Genomic DNA, 17,653 nt, shown 5'->3' with positions numbered 1-17,653 from the left:
ATCATATGAAATCGCATATCTGAAAAGATGCCTGCGGAGGACGACATGAAGAAAACACCAGGACCTGACGGCGCGCCGGCAAGCCCCGGCCGCCGCTCGCTTCTGAAGGCGGGTCTTGCCGTCGGCGGGCTGGTCGCGACCGGCGGTCTTGCCCGCGGATCGGAGGTCAATCCCGACAACCTGCCGCCGAACGTCGCCGACTGGAGCCGCTATCTGGGCGCGGGCGTCGATGCGGCGCCCTACGGCGTTCCGTCCGAATACGAGGCGCATGTGGTGCGCCGCAGCGTCGAGTGGCTCACGGCCTCGCGCGAGAGCTCGGTGAACTTCACGCCGCTGCATGAGCTGGACGGCGTCATCACCCCGAACGGGTTGTGCTTCGAGCGTCATCACAGCGGCGTCGCCGATGTCAATCCGACGGACTACCGGCTGATGATCAACGGTCTGGTCGACACGCCCCTGGTCTTCACGCTCGATGATCTGAAGCGCTTCCCGCGCGAGAACCGGCTGTATTTCCTGGAATGCGCCGCCAATTCCGGCATGGAGTGGCGCGGTGCCCAGCTGAACGGCTGCCAGTTCACCCACGGCATGGTTCATTGCGTCATGTATACGGGCGTGCCGCTGAAATACCTGCTGGAAGAGGCGGGGGTGAAGACCAATGCCCGCTGGGTCATGCCGGAAGGCGGCGATTCCGCCGGCATGAACCGCTCCATCCCGCTGGAGAAGGCGCTGGACGACTGCATGGTCGCCTTCAAGATGAACGGCGAGGCGCTGCGCCCCGAACAGGGCTATCCGGCCCGCCTTGTTGTGCCGGGCTGGGAAGGCAACATGTGGGTGAAGTGGCTGCGCCGCATCGAGGTGGGCGACGAGCCGTGGCATGCCCGCGAGGAGACGTCGAAATATACGGATCTGCTGGAGGGCGGCAAGGCGCGGCGCTTCACCTGGGTGATGGACACCAAGTCGGTGATCACCAATCCCAGCCCCCAGGCACCCATCCTGCATGGCCGCGGCCAGACCGTGCTGACCGGCCTTGCCTGGTCGGGCAATGGGCGCATCACCCGCGTCGATGTCACCACCGATGGCGGCCGCAACTGGCACCAGGCGCGGATCGACGGGCCGAGCCTGCCGAAGGCGCTGCACCGCTTCTACTACGAGTTCGACTGGGACGGGTCGCCGCTGCTGCTGCAGTCGCGCGCCCATGACGATGCCGGCTACGTGCAGCCGACCAAGGACGCGTTGCGTGCCGCCCGCGGCACCAATTCCATCTATCATAACAACGGTATCCAGACCTGGGAGGTCAAGGCCGATGGGAGCGTGGAAAATGTCGAGATTTCTTAAGTCCGCAGCTCTCGTCCTGGCGTTGGCCGTCGCCGGCAGCATGCCGGCGAGCGCCGGCAAGCTCGGCCTTGGAACGCCGGCCACTCCCGAGGAGGTTGCCGCCTGGGACATCGACGTGCGCCCGGACGGACAGGGCCTGCCCGAAGGACGCGGAACAGTCGCTGAGGGCGAGGCCATCTTCTCCGAGCAATGCGCGGTGTGCCACGGCGATTTCGGCGAGGGCGCCGGACGCTGGCCGGTGCTGGCTGGCGGTGCCGGCTCGCTGTCGTCGCACGACCCGGTGAAGACGATCGGCTCCTACTGGCCGTATCTGTCGACTGTCTACGATTACGTCTACAGAGCCATGCCGTTTGGGAACGCGCAGAGCCTTTCGCCCGACGAAACCTATGCTATCGTTGCGTATCTTCTTTATCTGAACGACGTCGTGACGGATGAGGAGTTCGAGCTCTCGAAGGAGAACTTCACCTCGATCAAGATGCCGAACGAGGGCGGGTTCATCGACGACACGCGGCCGGAAGAGCCGATGAAGGCCGCGGCCGAGCCTTGCATGACGGATTGCAAGACGGATGTGAAAATCACGAAGCGGGCCCGCATCATCGACGTGACACCGGAGGATGAAGAGGCCGCCGGCATGTCCGTCGACTAGACAGCCGGCCCGGGATAGCGGGTCGCGATCGTTTCTCGTCACCTTGGGAGGGGGAAGTGCGGGAATGGCAATGAGTGGCGTTCGGTCCGGCGTTCTGTCTGGCATTCTGGGCATTGCGCTTGCGATTGCCTGGGCGGGAAGCCTGCCTTCGGCACAGGCGCGCGACGAACTGGCGGACCGGGGCAGCAAGCTGTTCCGCCAGTGCCAGTCCTGCCATCAGGTCGGGCCGAAGGCACGACACGCGGTCGGACCCTATCTCAACAACATCTTCGGTCGCCGGGCGGGAACCCTCGAGGGGTTCCGCTATTCCGATGCGATGGAGCAGGCCGGGCAGGACGGTCTCGTCTGGGACGAGGCGGCGCTTGCTGCCTTCATCGCCGATCCGCCCGGTACCGTGAAAGGCACGCGGATGAAGTTCCGCGGCCTCAAGGACGAGGCCGACCGGACGGCGCTCGTCGCCTTCATCCGTCAGCACTCTCCAGGCCCGTCCAACATTCCCGAGACGCCGCCGACTGCGCCCGTGCATGCCTCCGCAGGCGATCCGGATCTGCCCGAGCACATCCTGTCGATTGCGGGCGACCCTGCCTATGGCGAGTACCTGTCCAGCGAGTGCGTCACCTGCCACCAGGCGAGCGGCGAGGACAAGGGCATCCCGTCCATCACCAGCTGGCCGGCGCGCCGGTTCGTCACCGTCCTTCATGCCTACAGGTCGAAGCACCGGGACAACCCGGTCATGCGCTCCGTGGCCGCAAGCCTGACGGACGAGGAAATCGCGTCGCTGGCAGTCTATTTCGAAACGCTTGAGTGAGGAGTGGAGAAGGGGATAACTTTGGGTTGAAAATTCAAGGGCAGCCCGCAAAGCGGGAACGGGAGGAGCAGGACATGCGTATCACACGGCGTGGGTTTGCGAAGGGCGCGGCGGCGGTTGCCGGTGCGGGCCTTCTGACGGGAATGGGACGTGCGGCCTATGGCCAGGCACGCCCGAAGGTCGTCGTGATCGGCGGCGGTGCCGGCGGCGCGACAGCGGCGCGCTATCTCGCCAAGGACAGCCAGGGCGGCATCGACGTCACCTTGATCGAACCGACGAAAGCCTACTACACCTGCTTCTTCTCGAACCTGTATCTCGGCGGCTTCCGCTCGCTGGAATCCATCGGTCACACCTACGACAAGCTGGCCTCCGACTTCGGGGTCAATGTCGTCCACGACTGGGCCATCGGCATCGACCGGGACGCCAAGACGGTGGCGCTCGCCGGCGGCGGCAGCGTTCCCTACGACAAGCTCGTGGTCGCGCCGGGCATCGATCTCATCTACGACAGCGTGCCGGGCTATTCGCTGGAAGCCTCTTCGCTGATGCCGCACGCCTGGAAGGCTGGGACACAGACCGCGCTTTTGAAGAACAAGATCGCGGCGATGCGCGAGGGCGGAACCTTCGCCATGGTGGCGCCGCCCAACCCCTATCGCTGCCCGCCGGGACCGTATGAGCGCATCTCGATGGTCGCGCATCTGCTCAAGCAGTCCAACCCGACGGCGAAGATCGTGGTGATCGATCCCAAGGAAGCGTTCTCTAAGCAGGCGCTGTTCATGGAGGGTTGGGAGAAGCACTATCCCGGCATGGTCGAGTGGCTGCCGGCATCCATCCATGGCGGCATCGAGAGCGTTGATCCGCAGACGGGGGAGATCGTCACCGGTCTCGATACGATCAAGGCGGACGTCGCGAACATCATTCCCGCGCAGAAAGCCGGGCGGATTGCCGAGGCGGCGGGCCTGACCAACGAGAGCGGATATTGCGCCATCGAACCGGCGACGATGCAGAGCAAGGCGGACGCGAACATCCATGTCATCGGCGATGCCTGTATTGCCGGCGACATGCCGAAGTCCGGTTTCTCCGCCAACAGCCAGGCCAAGGTTGCGGCAATGGCGATCCGGGCCGACCTGACCGGATCCAGCAAGTTCCCGCCACGGTTTTCCAACACCTGCTGGAGCCTCATCGCAACCGACGACGGGGTGAAGGTCGGCGCGAGATATGAAGCCGGCGAAGAAAAGATCGCCTCGGTCGACAGCTTCATCAGCCAGACGGGGGAGGATGCGGCCCTGAGAAAGACGACATACGAGGAATCGGTCGGCTGGTACGAGGGCATTACCGCCGACATGTTCGGCTGAGCGCCGACTGTTTTCGGCTGGAGTGTTCGCAGCCGCCGGGCCTTTGGTCCGGCGGCTTTTTCGTGGGGTTTCGGCGGTCTACTCCGCGCCGTGCAAGGTGCGGCGGGGGAAGGCACTGGCGAGCGACGGCGGCAGCTTTGCCGCAATCCGGCGCCACAGGGCACCTGGTGCAGTGGCCAGCAGCAGGCCGGCCATGATCAAAAGAAAGCCGGCAAAGTGATAGCCATGCAGCTCTTCGCCCAGGAACACCACGGCCATCAGCACACCGTAAGGCGGCAGCAGGTACATGAAGAGCCCGGCTGTCGATGGTCCAACCACTGCGACGCCGTGCTGGAAGCAGTAGAAGGCCAGAACCGAGGAGATGGAGGCGAGGCCGAAGATCGACAGCCAGGCGTCCAGGGAGGCGGGGAAATGTCCGGTCTCGGCGATCTCGACCAGCATGAAGGGGGCGAGCGTGACGACACCGGCAAAGGCGAGGGCCGCGAACAGCGACATCGTCGGGACAGCGGAGAGCGTGCTGCGCTTCAGCAGCACGGAATAGACCGCCCAGCTGAGGGCGGCGATGGCGAAGATCACGTCGCCTGCGTTGAAGCGGAGGGCGAACAACTGGGCGAGCGACCCCTTCACCACGATGGCGACGACGCCTAGGATCGCCAGCACGATGCCGATGGCCTCGCGCCGGCCGATGGCGCGGCCGCGGAAGAGCCATTCCAGCACCAGGATCAGCACAGGCGAAGAGGTGTAGATGAGCGTTCCGTTGGTCGCGCTGGTATAGCGCAACGCGAAATAGACGCCGGCGCCGCAGAACCACATCCCGAGCAGGCCCATCAGGCCGATGAGATCCCAGTTCCGGGCGATGTCGCGCCCATGCGCCTTGAGGCCCGGCAGGGCGAAGGGCAAGAGGATCAGCAGGGCGACGAGCCAGCGAAGGAAGGCGAGCGTCCAAGGCTCCACCGTGCCGGCGGCGGCGCGGCCGATGACGATGTTGGACGCGAAGAAGAGCGGCATCACGAGAAGCAGGGCAAAGGCCCGCTGCCGGACATTCGTGGGATCGAACATGGAGAGCCTGACCTGGGGAGGGGGGCCGTTGGGGCTTCCGGCCGGCCGGGCCTTGGGCCTGGCGTTACTCGGCGCGGTCCCGCGGGAACGGCACGGGCCGGCAACTGATACCCTCGTCGGCGATATGGACGCAAGTCGCAGCTGCATCGGCAGCGTTGGGGTAGGGGCCGACATAGAGCCGCACGCCCTTGCCATGCTCTTCGGGGACGATGCGGCTGATGAGCTGCCCCGGCAGGTCCTTGCGTGCCGCGCGCAGACCCGTCCATGCCTCTTCTGCTGCGCTGCGAGAGGCGTGCAGGCCGAGGTCGATGCCGAAGTCGGTGCGCTGGATCCGGTCGCCGCTGTCCGAGGCGATATGACCGGCGGCGACATTCACGGAAAGGGTGGGTTCTTCGATGACGGCACCCTGCTCACCGGAGGCGGGAATGGACGCGGTTGTCGTCGCCTCTCCAGGCACCGGCAGAGCAACGATCCGCACCGGCTGTCGCAAGGTCTCGGGCAGGGCGGCCTCGATGAGGTTTTCCGGCTTGGTTTCGACCGCCTCGGCCTTCGCGGGTGCTGCGTCCACGGTGCGCGGAGTGGCTTGCGGTGCGGTTTGTCGTGCGGTCGGCGCAGGTACGGTCTCGACCGGCCTCGCAGGTCCCGCACGCGCGTCGACGGCCGCATCCACGTTCTCGCGGAAGGTGGCGGATGGAGGCTGCGCGTCAGCCTGCTCCCTGCGTTCGGCTATGATCTCGCCGCGCTCGTGCATCACCGACATGGCGCGCCGCAATTCGGCGACCTCGCGGCGCAGCGTTTCGAGTTCGGCCTGCATCAGGCGGCGGGCCTGTGCGCCCTCGACCCCGCCGTCCGAGGCGTAGATCTCGATTCCGCCGGGCTTGCGCGCGGAAATGGAGGCGGTGTTTCCGACTTCGCCCAGCGCGGGCAACAGCACCGCACCGGCAGTGCGGCCATGAAAGGGAGGATCTTGCGCAAGGAAAACAGATGCAGCACCGACCACGGCAAAGAGCATCGCACCGCCGCCCCAGAGCGCGACGGACCGCGTGTCGCCGGTGATTTGAACCGGCCTTCTTCCCTTGCTCGCCTTCAGCGGTTTCACGCCGCGTATCCCGCGCTTGCTTCGTCTCGTTCCAGAAAACGCCGGACATGGTTAACAAGGCCTGAAGTTTCTGTCGACACAAAGGGTTTTAGGCAATTTTGCGGAGATGGCGGGAGGGCTGTTTCGTCTTTGTTTGCAAATCCGTGTCACGAATTGAAACAGGTTTTGATTGTGCGGAAAGAGGCTGCGTTCGCTATGGGTGTGGCCAGACACGACAGGTGCAACGTCGAAATGGCACGCGCCTGACTGCGGCCTTTGGAGACACTCACATATGTGCGGAATTGTCGGGATCTTGGGAAAGCAGCCGGTCGCGGGCCTGCTGGTCGATGCGCTGAAGCGGCTGGAATATCGTGGCTACGATTCGGCCGGCGTTGCAACGCTCGACGCTGGCCGGCTGCTGCGTTGCCGCGCTCCGGGCAAGCTGCGCAACCTCCAGGACAAGCTGGAGCGCTCGCCGATTGCCGGTCTTGCCGGCATCGGCCACACCCGGTGGGCAACGCATGGCGCAGCGACCGAGGCGAACGCCCATCCGCATTCGGCGCCGGGCGTTGCCGTCGTCCATAACGGCATCATCGAGAACTATCTGGAGCTGCGCGGCGAGCTGCAGGCCGGCGGCGCGAAGCTCTCCAGCGATACGGATACGGAAGTCGTCGCGCATATGGTCTCGCGCGAGCTCGCTCGCGGCGCCAGCCCGCGCGATGCGGTGGCCGTGACCCTGCCCAAGCTCCGGGGCGCCTTCGCACTGGCCTTCCTCTTCGAAGGTCAGGAGGATCTGCTGATCGGTGCAAGGCGCGGTTCGCCGCTCGCCGTCGGTTATGGCGAGGGCGAGATGTTCCTCGGCTCGGACGCCATCGCGCTGTCGCCCTTCACCGACCGGATCTCCTATCTGGAGGAAGGCGACTGGGTGGTGCTCACCCGCCACAGCTGCGAAATCATGGACGCTTCCAATGCGCCGGTCGAGCGGCCGGTGATCGCCTCGCAGGCCGTCTCGCTGACCATCGACAAGGGCAACTATCGCCACTTCATGGCGAAGGAGATCCACGAGCAGCCGGAGGTCATCGGCCACACGCTGTCGCGCTATCTGGACCTGTCGAAGATGCAGACGACCTTCACCAACGGCACATCCATCGACTTCGCGCCGCTGGACCGGCTGATCATCTCGGCCTGCGGAACGGCGTATTACGCCGGCCTCGTCGCGAAGTACTGGTTCGAGCGCTACGCAAGGCTGCCCGTCGACATCGATGTCGCCTCCGAGTTTCGTTACCGCGAAATGCCGATCCTCAAGGGCGACATGGCGCTGTTCATCTCGCAGTCCGGCGAAACGGCGGACACGCTGGCGGGCCTTCGCTACTGCAAGTCGCAGGGCATCAAGGTCGCGGCGGTGGTCAACGTGCCGGAGTCGACCATCGCCCGCGAGGCCGACCTGGTGTTTCCGACGATTGCGGGGCGCGAGATCGGCGTCGCATCGACCAAGGCCTTCACCTGCCAGCTGGCGGTCCTTGCCTCGCTTGCGGTGCATGCGGGCGTGCAGCGCGGCCATGTCTCCGCCGATGAGGCCGCCGCGCTGGTGCGCGCCCTTGCCGAGGTGCCGGGCACGGTCAACCGCGCGCTGTCGCTCGAGGCGGAGATAGAAGCCCTGGCCCAGCCGCTGTCGCGGGCGCGCGACGTGCTCTATCTCGGGCGCGGCACCAGCTTCCCGCTTGCCATGGAAGGCGCGCTCAAGCTCAAGGAAATCTCCTACATCCACGCGGAAGGCTATCCGGCCGGAGAGCTGAAGCACGGCCCGATCGCGCTGATCGACGAGGATGTTCCGGTGATCGTCATCGCACCGTTCGACCAGGTGTTCGAGAAGACCGTCTCCAACATGGAGGAGGTTGCGGCGCGCGGCGGCAAGGTGGTGCTGATCACCGACGAGAAGGGGGCCGCCGCCTGCGGCGCGCCGACCTGGCGCACCGTCGTGGTGCCCGACGTGCCGGAGTTCATCGCGCCGATCGTTTTCGCGCTGCCGGTGCAGCTGATCGCCTATCACACCGCCGTCTTCATGGGCACGGATGTGGACCAGCCGCGCAATCTCGCGAAATCCGTGACGGTGGAATAGGCGGTCGCGTCCGTATCCACGCTGCCCGTATCCACGCTGCAACGAAAAGGCCGCCCGGAAGATCTCCGGGCGGCCGTGTTTTTGCGGGCGTCGAGGACGATCAGTTCGCCGGCTTCTGCCCGTCGGCTTCCGTCTCCTCATCGTCGGCCGCAGCGGGACACAGCATGCCCAGCGCACCGACGGTGACGCAGGAGCGGCACCAGGTGATGCCTTGACGGTCCTGCTGCTGGAGCAGTTCTTCCTCGCTCATGCCTTCCGGCGCCGGGATGCAGCTGCGGCCGCAGGGCTCCAGGCTTTCGTCTTCGGCGCTGAGCAGGCTGTAGAGACGGCCGCTGGCGCACAGGGCAGGGGCGGCGGCAAACGGGCCGGCCGAGGGCACACTGCCTGTATCGCTCGCATCCGTGCCGTCGGCACCCGAATCCCCGCCAGTGCCTGTATCGGGCGCGGGTGCACTATTCTCGCTCTCGCCGGCCGGATTGCAGGCGGCGAAGAGCTTGGCCAGCGTTGCGGGGTCCGTGTATGGAGCCTCGTCGGTGCCAAGGTCGCTGTCCTCGCGGAAGCTGGCCCAGGCGTCGCGGGTCCGCCGGCCGGTCAGGCCATCCACCGGCCCGGCATCGTAGCCGGCGGCGTTCAGGCAGGCCTGGATCCAGGAGATGTTCTCCTGCGGCGTGGGGGCGGGACGCTCCGGTGCACAGCCGGCGCCGAAGGGGCGATAGCCTTGTGCGCAGACGCAGCGGTTCTGGTTCGAGGAATAGACGAACGGGAACGTGCAGGCCTGGCTGTCGCGGCGCACGCATTCGCCGCGGTCGACCACATAGCCGCTCGGGCAGATGCAGCCGCCTGCGGACCGCGAGTACTGCCAGGGCGCAATGCAGGCCGGCGGGGTGACGATCGGCGGCACCGGAACCGGCAGGATGCAGCGCCGCTCGCGGGCGGAGTAGATGTAGGGCAGACGGCACACCGGCGGCCGGTCGGGCATCACGCAGCGATTGCCACGGCGCACTTCCGGCGGACGGCAGATGACCGGCGGCGCAACGCAGCGGCCGCCGCGCATCACCATCGGCGGACGGCACACTTCGGGACGTTCCGGCATGACGCAGCGGTTGCCGCGGCGAACCTGCGGCGGGCGGCAGACGATCGGAGGCATGATGCAGCGGCCGTTCTGCATCACCCGCGGGGGCGCGCAGATCACCGGGGCCGGCAGCACGCACTGGCCATTGCGCATGACCCTGGGCGGCAGGCAGACGGCCGGACGTTCGGGCATTTCGCAGCGACCGCCACGCATCACGCGCGGCGGCGGGCACAGGATCGGCCGGTCGGGGCGCACGCAACGGCCGTTCTGCATCACCCGCGGCGGGGCGCACAGGATCGGCCGCTCGGGCAGGATGATGGGCCTGTCGCGGCCAAGGTCCAGCGGCTGGGCCGCAGCCGGCGTCTGCAGAAGGGCGAAAAAGGCCAGCGTCATTCCCATGAGCAACCAAACGGCAGCCCGCAGGCTTGCAGTCAGGGGCGGCGGGTCGGCGCAGGTCGCGCCTGCAAAGACATGTGATCTCCTGGTCATTGCCAAATCCTCGCATTCTCTGGTTTGACCGTCGGCCTGTCCTTGCGGGATCGGATGACGGGATGAGGCAAGTCTGCGCGCAGGAGTGTCCTGTCGCCGTGACCGGCATCACATGGTGCGACGCCTTGTCGCGCGATGGTAAACCATTGGTGAGAAAGAGGCAGCCAGGTTGTTTCAGTCAAACTCGGAGCCCGAGGGACGCGAGGCGACATAGGTCGCGCAGCCCATCAGCACAACGGAGACGAAAACGGCCAGCGGCAAGGTCGGCTTGGCCGAGAGCAGGAAGACGGCATAGCCGAATGCCATTCCGCACAGTGCAGCGATCTTGGCGCGCGGACGGATCGCCCGCTCGTCGCGCCAGGCGCGGATGCCGGGGCCGAATTGCGGGTGCTCGAGCAGCCAGGCTTCGAGTGCCGGTGAGGAGCGGGCAAAGCAAGCCGTTGCACCGATGAAGAAGATGGTGGAGGGAAGCAGCGGCAGGAACGCGCCGACTATGCCGATCGCCACCAGCAATGCACCGAGCAGCCGGTAACCGAGACGCAGGGCCCAAGACGAGCCGGGCGTGGGTGCATTCTGGTCCATGAAACCGGTTTGTCTCCATGGCGACTTGCTCAATCGCTCAGGCTGACTATCAAATGTTCGGGCAGGGGGCTAGTTCGGCGCTGCAACATCGTAAGTGTGCGAGGGTGGGCAGCGTGCGAGGGCGGTACAGCCAGAGCCGTATCGCCGCATGGCAGGACGTGAAGCGACTATGAGCGGAAGCAGCAATCCCGAAGAGCTGGAGCCAGTCCCGGCGCCAGCGGCGCGGCCGAGGGCAATGACCCGGCTGCGGAACTATTTCCTTACCGGACTGATCATTGCCGGCCCGCTCGGCATCACGGCCTATCTGACCTGGTCGATCGTCCAGTGGGTGGACGGCTGGATCAAGCCGCTGATCCCGCAGGTATACAATCCCGACACCTATCTTCCCCTTCCGGTTCCGGGCGTGGGCCTGATCGTCGCGTTCCTCGCGCTCGTCGTCATCGGCTTCCTGACGGCGAATATCGCCGGCAAGACGTTGGTGTCCTATGGCGAGCTGCTGCTGGGCCGCATGCCGGTGGTGCGCAATCTCTACAGCGGCCTGAAGCAGATCTTCGAGACGGTGCTGGCGGAGCGTTCCAACAGCTTCAAGAAGGCGGCGATCATCCAGTATCCCCGCCCGGGCCTGTGGGCGATCGTGTTCATCGCAACCGATGCACGCGGCGAGGTCGCGCACCGGCTCGACAAGGAGGGGGCGAATGTCACCGCCGTCTTCCTGCCGACGACGCCGAATCCGACTTCGGGCTTCCTGCTCTACGTTCCCAAGAACGAGATCATCGAACTCGACATGACGGTGGAAGAAGCGGCGAAGCTTGTCATCTCCGCGGGCCTGGTCAGCCCGGAATACGACAAGCTGGCCTCGGCACAGCTGCAGAAGAACGAGGACGAGGCCACCGCCTCCCCTGGTTGAGATCGTGCCGGAGAGCAGCTCCCGACGTCATCCGGCGCGGAGCAGGCGGACGGCCTCGTCGCGTCCGAACAGATAGAGCAGCATCCTGAGATGCGGCCCGCGCTTGCCGTCGAGGGCCGGCTCCGTCTCCAGCACCAGCCGGGCGTCGTCGCGCGCGGTCTCCAGCAGCTCTGCTTGGGTACCCGCATCGGCGATGCGGAAGCCCGGCGTGCCGGACTGGCGGGTGCCGAGAATTTCGCCCTCGCCGCGCAGGCGCAGATCTTCCTCGGCGATCAGGAAGCCGTCGTTGGTCTCGCGCATGATCGAAAGACGCGCGCGGGCCGTCTCGCCGATCGGCGTCTTGTAGAGCAGGAGGCAGGTCGAGGCTTCCTTGCCGCGCCCGACCCGGCCGCGCAGCTGGTGCAACTGCGACAGGCCGAACCGTTCGGCGTGTTCGATGACGATGATGGAGGCTTCCGGCACATCGACGCCGACCTCGATCACGGTGGTGGCAACCAGAAGCTGGACGGGGCCGTCCTTGAACGCGCGCATGGCAGCGTCTTTCTCGTCGCTGCTCTGGCGCCCGTGCACCAGCGCCACGCGCGGTCCCAGGAGCTGCGTCAGGACCGCATGGCGCTCCTCGGCCGCAGCAAGGTCGGATTTCTCGGATTCTTCGACGAGAGGGCACACCCAGTAAGCCTTCTTGCCCTCCTGCAAGGCGGCACGCAGGCGCTCGACCACCTCGTCCATGCGGTCGAGCGGCACGGCGACCGTGGTGATCGGCTGACGGCCGGCGGGCTTTTCCGTCAGGCGGGAGACTTCCATGTCGCCGAAATAGGTGAGCACGAGCGTGCGCGGGATGGGCGTTGCCGTCATCACCAGCATGTCGACGCTCTGTCCCTTGGAGGCGAGCATCAGGCGCTGGTGGACGCCGAAGCGGTGCTGCTCATCGACGATGGCCAGGCCGAGATTGGCGAATGCGATGTCCGACTGGAAAAGCGCGTGGGTGCCGACGAGAAGGTCGATCTCGCCGGCTTCCAGCGCTGCCCGCGTCTCGCGCTTGTGCCGGGCGCCGTCTCGTCCGGTGAGGACGGCAAGTCGAATGCCGGCGGCCTCGCACAGCGGGGCGAGTGAGGCATGGTGCTGGCGGGCGAGGATTTCGGTCGGTGCCATCATCACGGTCTGGGCGCCCGATTCGATGGCGGCGGCCGCTGCGAGCAGACCCACCACGGTCTTGCCGGCGCCGACATCGCCTTGCAGCAGACGCAGCATGCGGATCGGCGAGGCGAGATCCTCCTCGATCTCCCGGACTGCCTGCGCTTGGCCGTCTGTGAGGGAATAGGGAAGGGCAGCCAGGATCTTTGCCTTCAAGGCTCCGTCAAATGTGCGGCCGATGCCCCGTGTCTGGCGCAGCGAGCGCCGCACGAGGGCAAGAGCAAGCTGGTTGGCGAGAAACTCGTCATAGCTGAGGCGCGTCAAAGCTGCGCTGTCCTCGCCTTGTTCGGCAAGGCGCGCCTCGTCCGGCCGATGCAGCGCGATCAGCGCCTCGCGGAACGAGGGCCAGTTCGCCCGCTTGCCATGGGCAGCATCCAGCCATTCGGGAAGATCCGGCACGCGCTCCAGGCCCGCAGCGATGGCCTTTTGCAGCACCTTGCCCGACAGGCCCTGCGTCAGCGGATAGACGGGCTCGACCAGCGGCAGCGTGTCGGCCTCCTCCGCCGGCACCACATGATCGGGGTGAACCATCTGTGGGCGGCCGTTGAACCACTCGACCCGGCCGGAGACGATGAGATCGGCGCCCACCGGCATGGACTTTTCCAGCCAGCTGGAATTGGCATGGAAGAACACGAAGGCGATCTCGCCGCTGTCGTCGTGGCCGAAGATCCGGTAGGGGGCGCGACTGCCGCGGGGAGGGGCCTGATGGCGGTCGATCCGCACCTCCAGCGTGACGATGGCTCCTTCCGGTGCACGCGCGATGCCGGGGCGCAGGCGCCGGTCGATGATGCCGCTCGGGATGTGCATCAACAGGTCGATGACATGCGGCTCGCGTTCCGGGTCCGTTCCCAGCAGGCTGACAAGCCGAGTCGCCAGCCTGGAGCCGACGCCCGGCAGGGACGAAACGGGAGCGAACAGGGGGTCGAGGATCGAAGGGCGCATGGACAGGAAGCGGGCCGGTCTTCTGGCTGGTGGACATGCTGCCAAGGGCACGGTCGCTGGAACCGGCGGCAGCCCCGTGCATTGAGTTTCACGCGGGGACCGCTATAACCCGCGCACGATCAGGGTTCTGTCAAGGCCGCACCCGTGCGGCCGGGCAGATGCGTCCCCAGCGGGCGCTGGCGAAGACAAAGGAAACGGCATGGCAGACCGCACGGTCACGTCCGAAAGCGAGCGCGACGACGACAACGCGCGGCGCAAGCGCATTCTCTATCGCTGCCAGCATCGCGGCATGAAGGAGATGGACATTCTCCTCGGCGGCTATGTGGGCGAGCATGCCGGGACGATGAGCGAGGCGGATCTTGCCACGCTGGAAGTGCTGATGGATGTCTCCGACCAGGAGCTGTTCGCCTGGATGATCGGGCGCAAGCCGGTCCCGGCCGAGCACGACACCGCGCTGTATCGCGCCATCGCCGCCTATCGCAGCAAGAGCAGCTAAACTCTCCGCCAGCCGCATGGGGCGTGGCTGGCCGGGCCGGGAACCGAATCGTGGTCGACAAACTCTCCCTCAAGGCAGGCAATGCCGTTATCACCGGCGTGCCGGACGGCGCCGAAGCCTATGTACTGGCGGCTCTCGTCAAGGATGCGGGTCCGGGCCTTGCCCTCGTCTTCGTCGCGCGCGATGCCAGCCATGCGCGCAGCGTGCAGGATGCGCTCGCCTATTTCGCGCCCGATTGCGATGTGCTGGACCTGCCGGCCTGGGACTGCCTTCCCTATGACCGGGTTTCGCCGACTTCCGCGCTCGTCGCCCGGCGCCTGACGTCGCTCAGCCGGCTTGCTGGCGGGAGCTCCGCGTTCGAGCGGCCGACGATCCTTCTCACCACCGCCAATGCCGCCTTGCAGCGCCTGCCGGTACCGGACTTCGCCCGCAGCCAGAGCTGGAGCGCCCGTCCGGGCAACCGGGTCGATCTCGGCGGGCTGGTCTCCTGGCTGGAGACCAACGGCTTCGTGCGCTCCTCGACCGTGCAGGACACGGGCGAGTATGCTGTGCGCGGTGGTATCGTCGATGTCTTCGCGCCGGGAATGGAAGCGCCCGTTCGCCTCGACTTCTTCGGCGACACGCTGGAGTCGCTGCGTACCTTCGATACCGAAACCCAGCGCACGACGCGGCAGATCAAGCATCTCGATCTCGTCGCGATGAGCGAGGTGGTGCTCACGGACGAGACCGTCTCGCGGTTCCGGAAGGGCTATGTGGCAAGCTTCGGCGCTGCCGACCGGGACGACATCCTCTATCAGTCGATCAGCGAAGGCCGCCGCTATGCCGGCATGGAGCACTGGCTGCCGCTGTTCCACGAGCGGCTCGCCACGCTGTTCGACTACTGCCCGGGTGCGCCCTTCGTTCTCTCTGCCGCCATCGACGACGTGGTGCGCGAGCGTCAGGAGCAGATCACCGAACACCATCAGGCGCGTGTCGATGTGCTGGGCAAGTCCTCGGGCTCCGGAGCGGTGCCGTACAAGCCGCTGGCGCCGGACGCGCTCTACCTGACCGGCGAGGAATGGGCGACGTCCCTTGCGGATGGTGCGAGCCTGCGTCTGTCGGCCTTCGACGTGCCGCCCGGAACGGGGCAGCAGGTGCTGGAGCTCGGCGGCCGGCAGGGGCGCAGCTTCGCGGCGGAGCGCTCCGCCGGCGACGTCAACGTCTTCGATGCCTTGGCGGCCCATGCCAGCGCCCGGCGCAAGGCAGGCGACCGCATCGTCATCGCCTGCTGGAGCGAGGGATCGCGCGAGCGCCTGTCGCACGTCCTTGCCGATCACGGTCTCGACCGTGCAGCGCCCGTTGCGACCGACCGCGATGCGCTGGGCCTGCCCAAGGGCATGGCCGCGCTCGCCGTGCTCGGCATCGAGCAGGGCTTCGAGGTCGACGGCCTCACCGTCATTTGCGAGCAGGACATTCTCGGCGACCGCCTGGTGCGCCAGCGCCGCCGCAAGGCGTCGGGCGCCAACGTCCTGACCGAGGCCGCAAGCCTTGCCCAGAACGATCTCGTGGTTCACGTCGACCACGGCATCGGCCGCTTCATCGGTCTGCGGACCATCGAGGCGGCCGGCGCGCCGCACGATTGTCTCGAGCTGCAATATGCCGGCGGCGACAAGCTGTTCCTGCCGGTCGAGAACATCGAGCTTCTGACCCGCTACGGATCGGAAGATACCGAGGCGCAGCTCGACAAACTGGGCGGCGGGGCGTGGCAGGCCCGCAAGGCCCGGATGAAGAAGCGGATCCTCGAGATCGCCGACGGGTTGATCAAGACCGCTGCCGCCCGGGCCCTGCGTACCGCTCCGCCCATCGTTCCGCCGGAAGGCGTCTACGACGAGTTCGCGACGCGCTTCCCCTATGACGAGACCGAGGACCAGCTCAACGCCATCGACGCGGTGTTCGAGGACCTTGCGTCCGGGCGCCCGATGGATCGTCTGGTCTGTGGCGACGTCGGTTTCGGCAAGACCGAGGTGGCCCTGCGGGCGGCCTTCATCGCCGCGATGACCGGCCGCCAAGTGGCGCTGGTGGTGCCGACGACGCTGCTGGCCCGCCAGCACTTCAAGACGTTCTCCGAGCGCTTCCAGGGCCTGCCGATCAATGTCGCGCACGCCTCGCGGCTGGTGCCGGCCAAGGATCTAGCGGCGACCAAGAAGGGCCTTGCCGACGGTTCGGTCGATATCGTCGTCGGCACCCATGCCCTCCTCGGCAAGGGCGTCACCTTCCGCGATCTCGGTCTGCTGATCATCGACGAGGAGCAGCATTTCGGCGTGAAGCATAAGGAGAAGCTCAAGGAGCTGAAATCCGAGGTGCATGTGCTGACCCTGTCGGCGACGCCGATCCCGCGCACCCTGCAGCTGGCGCTGACCGGCGTGCGGGAACTGTCGCTGATCGCGACGCCGCCGGTGGACCGGCTTGCTGTGCGCACCTTCATCTCGCCGTTCGATCCGGTGGTGGTGCGCGAGGCGCTGCTGCGCGAGCGCTATCGCGGCGGCCAGAGCTTCTATGTCTGCCCGCGCGTCTCCGATCTTGCCGATCAGAAGACCTTCCTCGAGCAGAGCGTGCCGGAGGTGAAGGTTGCCGTGGCGCATGGCCAGATGGCGCCGAGCGAGCTGGAAGACGTCATGAACGCCTTCTACGAGGGCAAGTACGACGTGCTTCTGTCGACGACCATCGTCGAATCCGGTCTCGATATCCCGACCGCCAACACGCTGATCGTCCACCGGGCGGACATGTTCGGCCTTGCCCAGCTCTACCAGCTGCGCGGGCGCGTTGGCCGGTCGAAGACGCGGGCCTATGCGCTGTTCACGGTGCCGGCCAACAAGTCGCTGACGACCACCGCCGACCGACGACTCAAGGTGCTGCAATCGCTCGATAGCCTCGGTGCCGGCTTCCAGCTCGCCAGCCACGACCTCGACATTCGCGGTGCGGGCAACCTGCTCGGCGAGGAGCAGTCGGGGCACATCAAGGAAGTCGGCTTCGAACTCTATCAGCAGATGCTGGAAGAGGCGGTGGCGCAGCTGCGCACCGGCGACGGTGCCGAGGCCGAGGAGACCTGGTCGCCGCAGATCCAGGTCGGGACGCCTGTTCTCATCCCGGAAAGCTATGTCGCCGATTTGCCGCTGCGCCTGTCTCTTTATCGGCGGCTGGCGGACCTTGCCGCGCCGGAGGAGATCGACGCGTTCGGCGCCGAGCTCATCGACCGTTTCGGTCCGCTGCCGGAAGAGGTGGAACACCTGCTGAAGATCGTCTTCATCAAGGGGCTGTGCCGCCGGGCCAATGTGGAGAAGATCGATGCCGGGCCGAAGGGCGTGGTCATCGCCTTCCGCAACAGCTCCTTCGCCAATCCGGCCGGGCTGGTATCCTATATCGCCGAGCAGGGCGTCCTGGCGAAGATCCGCCCCGACCAGAAGGTGGTCCTGGCGCGCGACTGGGACAGCGCCGAGCAGCGGCTCAAGGGCAGCGCTGCCGTGCTGCTCAAGCTGGTGCGCCTTGCGGAGGCAGAAACCGCTGCCGCCTGAGCCTTTCGCCCGGGCGGCAACCA

13 protein-coding genes are annotated in these 17,653 nt (G+C 66.5%); 8 read left to right on the top strand and 5 right to left on the bottom strand.

The features are described from left to right. Positions 1–45: 45 nt before the first annotated feature. From soxC to GH266_RS01545, 4 genes are all read left to right on the top strand, one after another. On the top strand, positions 46–1,335 hold the full coding sequence (soxC, locus tag GH266_RS01560) for a sulfite dehydrogenase (RefSeq protein WP_158192327.1): 1,290 nt from the start codon (positions 46–48) through the stop codon (positions 1,333–1,335). Then, a complete protein-coding gene (locus GH266_RS01555; RefSeq protein ID WP_158192326.1) occupies positions 1,319–1,981 on the top strand; it encodes a c-type cytochrome in 663 nt (220 codons plus the stop codon). The genes soxC and GH266_RS01555 overlap by 17 nt, the downstream gene beginning before the upstream one ends. A gap of 70 nt (positions 1,982–2,051) precedes the next feature. Further along, positions 2,052–2,789 (top strand): c-type cytochrome, encoded by a 738-nt coding sequence (locus GH266_RS01550; protein ID WP_158192325.1) that lies wholly within the window; start codon positions 2,052–2,054, stop codon positions 2,787–2,789. Between the two features lie 74 nt (positions 2,790–2,863). Next, positions 2,864–4,141, top strand: coding sequence for an NAD(P)/FAD-dependent oxidoreductase (locus GH266_RS01545; RefSeq protein ID WP_158192324.1), 1,278 nt, complete (start codon positions 2,864–2,866; stop codon positions 4,139–4,141). 78 nt (positions 4,142–4,219) lie between these two features. Here GH266_RS01545 and GH266_RS01540 read toward each other — a convergent pair whose 3' ends face one another. Then, complete coding sequence (locus tag GH266_RS01540) at positions 4,220–5,200, bottom strand: DMT family transporter (protein WP_209001520.1); 981 nt, start codon at positions 5,198–5,200, stop codon at positions 4,220–4,222. A gap of 64 nt (positions 5,201–5,264) precedes the next feature. Beyond that, positions 5,265–6,299 carry an SPOR domain-containing protein gene (locus GH266_RS01535; protein WP_158192323.1) on the bottom strand — a complete coding sequence of 345 codons (1,035 nt, stop codon included), beginning with the start codon at positions 6,297–6,299 and terminating at the stop codon, positions 5,265–5,267. Between the two features lie 271 nt (positions 6,300–6,570). On the opposite strand from GH266_RS01535, the gene glmS reads away from it, so the two are divergent. Next, positions 6,571–8,397 (top strand): glutamine--fructose-6-phosphate transaminase (isomerizing), encoded by a 1,827-nt coding sequence (gene glmS / locus GH266_RS01530; protein ID WP_158192322.1) that lies wholly within the window; start codon positions 6,571–6,573, stop codon positions 8,395–8,397. Positions 8,398–8,497: 100 nt separating this feature from the next. Here the strand turns inward: glmS and GH266_RS01525 are convergent, their stop codons facing one another. Further along, entirely contained in the window at positions 8,498–9,862 is a 1,365-nt protein-coding gene (locus GH266_RS01525; protein ID WP_158192321.1) for a peptidoglycan-binding domain-containing protein, read from the bottom strand. A gap of 270 nt (positions 9,863–10,132) precedes the next feature. Next, positions 10,133–10,540: a YbaN family protein gene (locus GH266_RS01520; protein WP_158192320.1), complete on the bottom strand. Its 408-nt coding sequence runs from the start codon at positions 10,538–10,540 to the stop codon at positions 10,133–10,135. Positions 10,541–10,775: 235 nt separating this feature from the next. Between GH266_RS01520 and GH266_RS01515 the strand changes: the two genes are divergently transcribed. Beyond that, entirely contained in the window at positions 10,776–11,447 is a 672-nt protein-coding gene (locus GH266_RS01515; RefSeq protein WP_158192319.1) for a DUF502 domain-containing protein, read from the top strand. Positions 11,448–11,474: 27 nt separating this feature from the next. Here GH266_RS01515 and recG read toward each other — a convergent pair whose 3' ends face one another. After that, the gene (gene recG, locus GH266_RS01510) at positions 11,475–13,583 is read right to left on the bottom strand and encodes an ATP-dependent DNA helicase RecG (RefSeq protein ID WP_158192318.1); all 2,109 of its coding nucleotides are present in this window, start codon (positions 13,581–13,583) and stop codon (positions 11,475–11,477) included. 199 nt (positions 13,584–13,782) lie between these two features. Here recG and GH266_RS01505 point away from each other — a divergent pair, with 199 nt between their 5' ends. Together GH266_RS01505 and mfd are read left to right on the top strand one after the other, a co-directional pair. Then, positions 13,783–14,079, top strand: coding sequence for an FAD assembly factor SdhE (locus GH266_RS01505; RefSeq protein WP_158192317.1), 297 nt, complete (start codon positions 13,783–13,785; stop codon positions 14,077–14,079). A gap of 50 nt (positions 14,080–14,129) precedes the next feature. Then, the gene (gene mfd / locus GH266_RS01500; protein ID WP_158192316.1) at positions 14,130–17,630 is read left to right on the top strand and encodes a transcription-repair coupling factor; all 3,501 of its coding nucleotides are present in this window, start codon (positions 14,130–14,132) and stop codon (positions 17,628–17,630) included. Positions 17,631–17,653 lie beyond the last annotated feature (23 nt).

The sequence above is a fragment of the Stappia indica genome, from assembly GCF_009789575.1.
GTDB lineage: Bacteria > Pseudomonadota > Alphaproteobacteria > Rhizobiales > Stappiaceae > Stappia > Stappia indica_A.
Note: the sequence above shows the minus strand (reverse complement) of the source record. Positions and strands in the feature narration are given on the sequence as shown.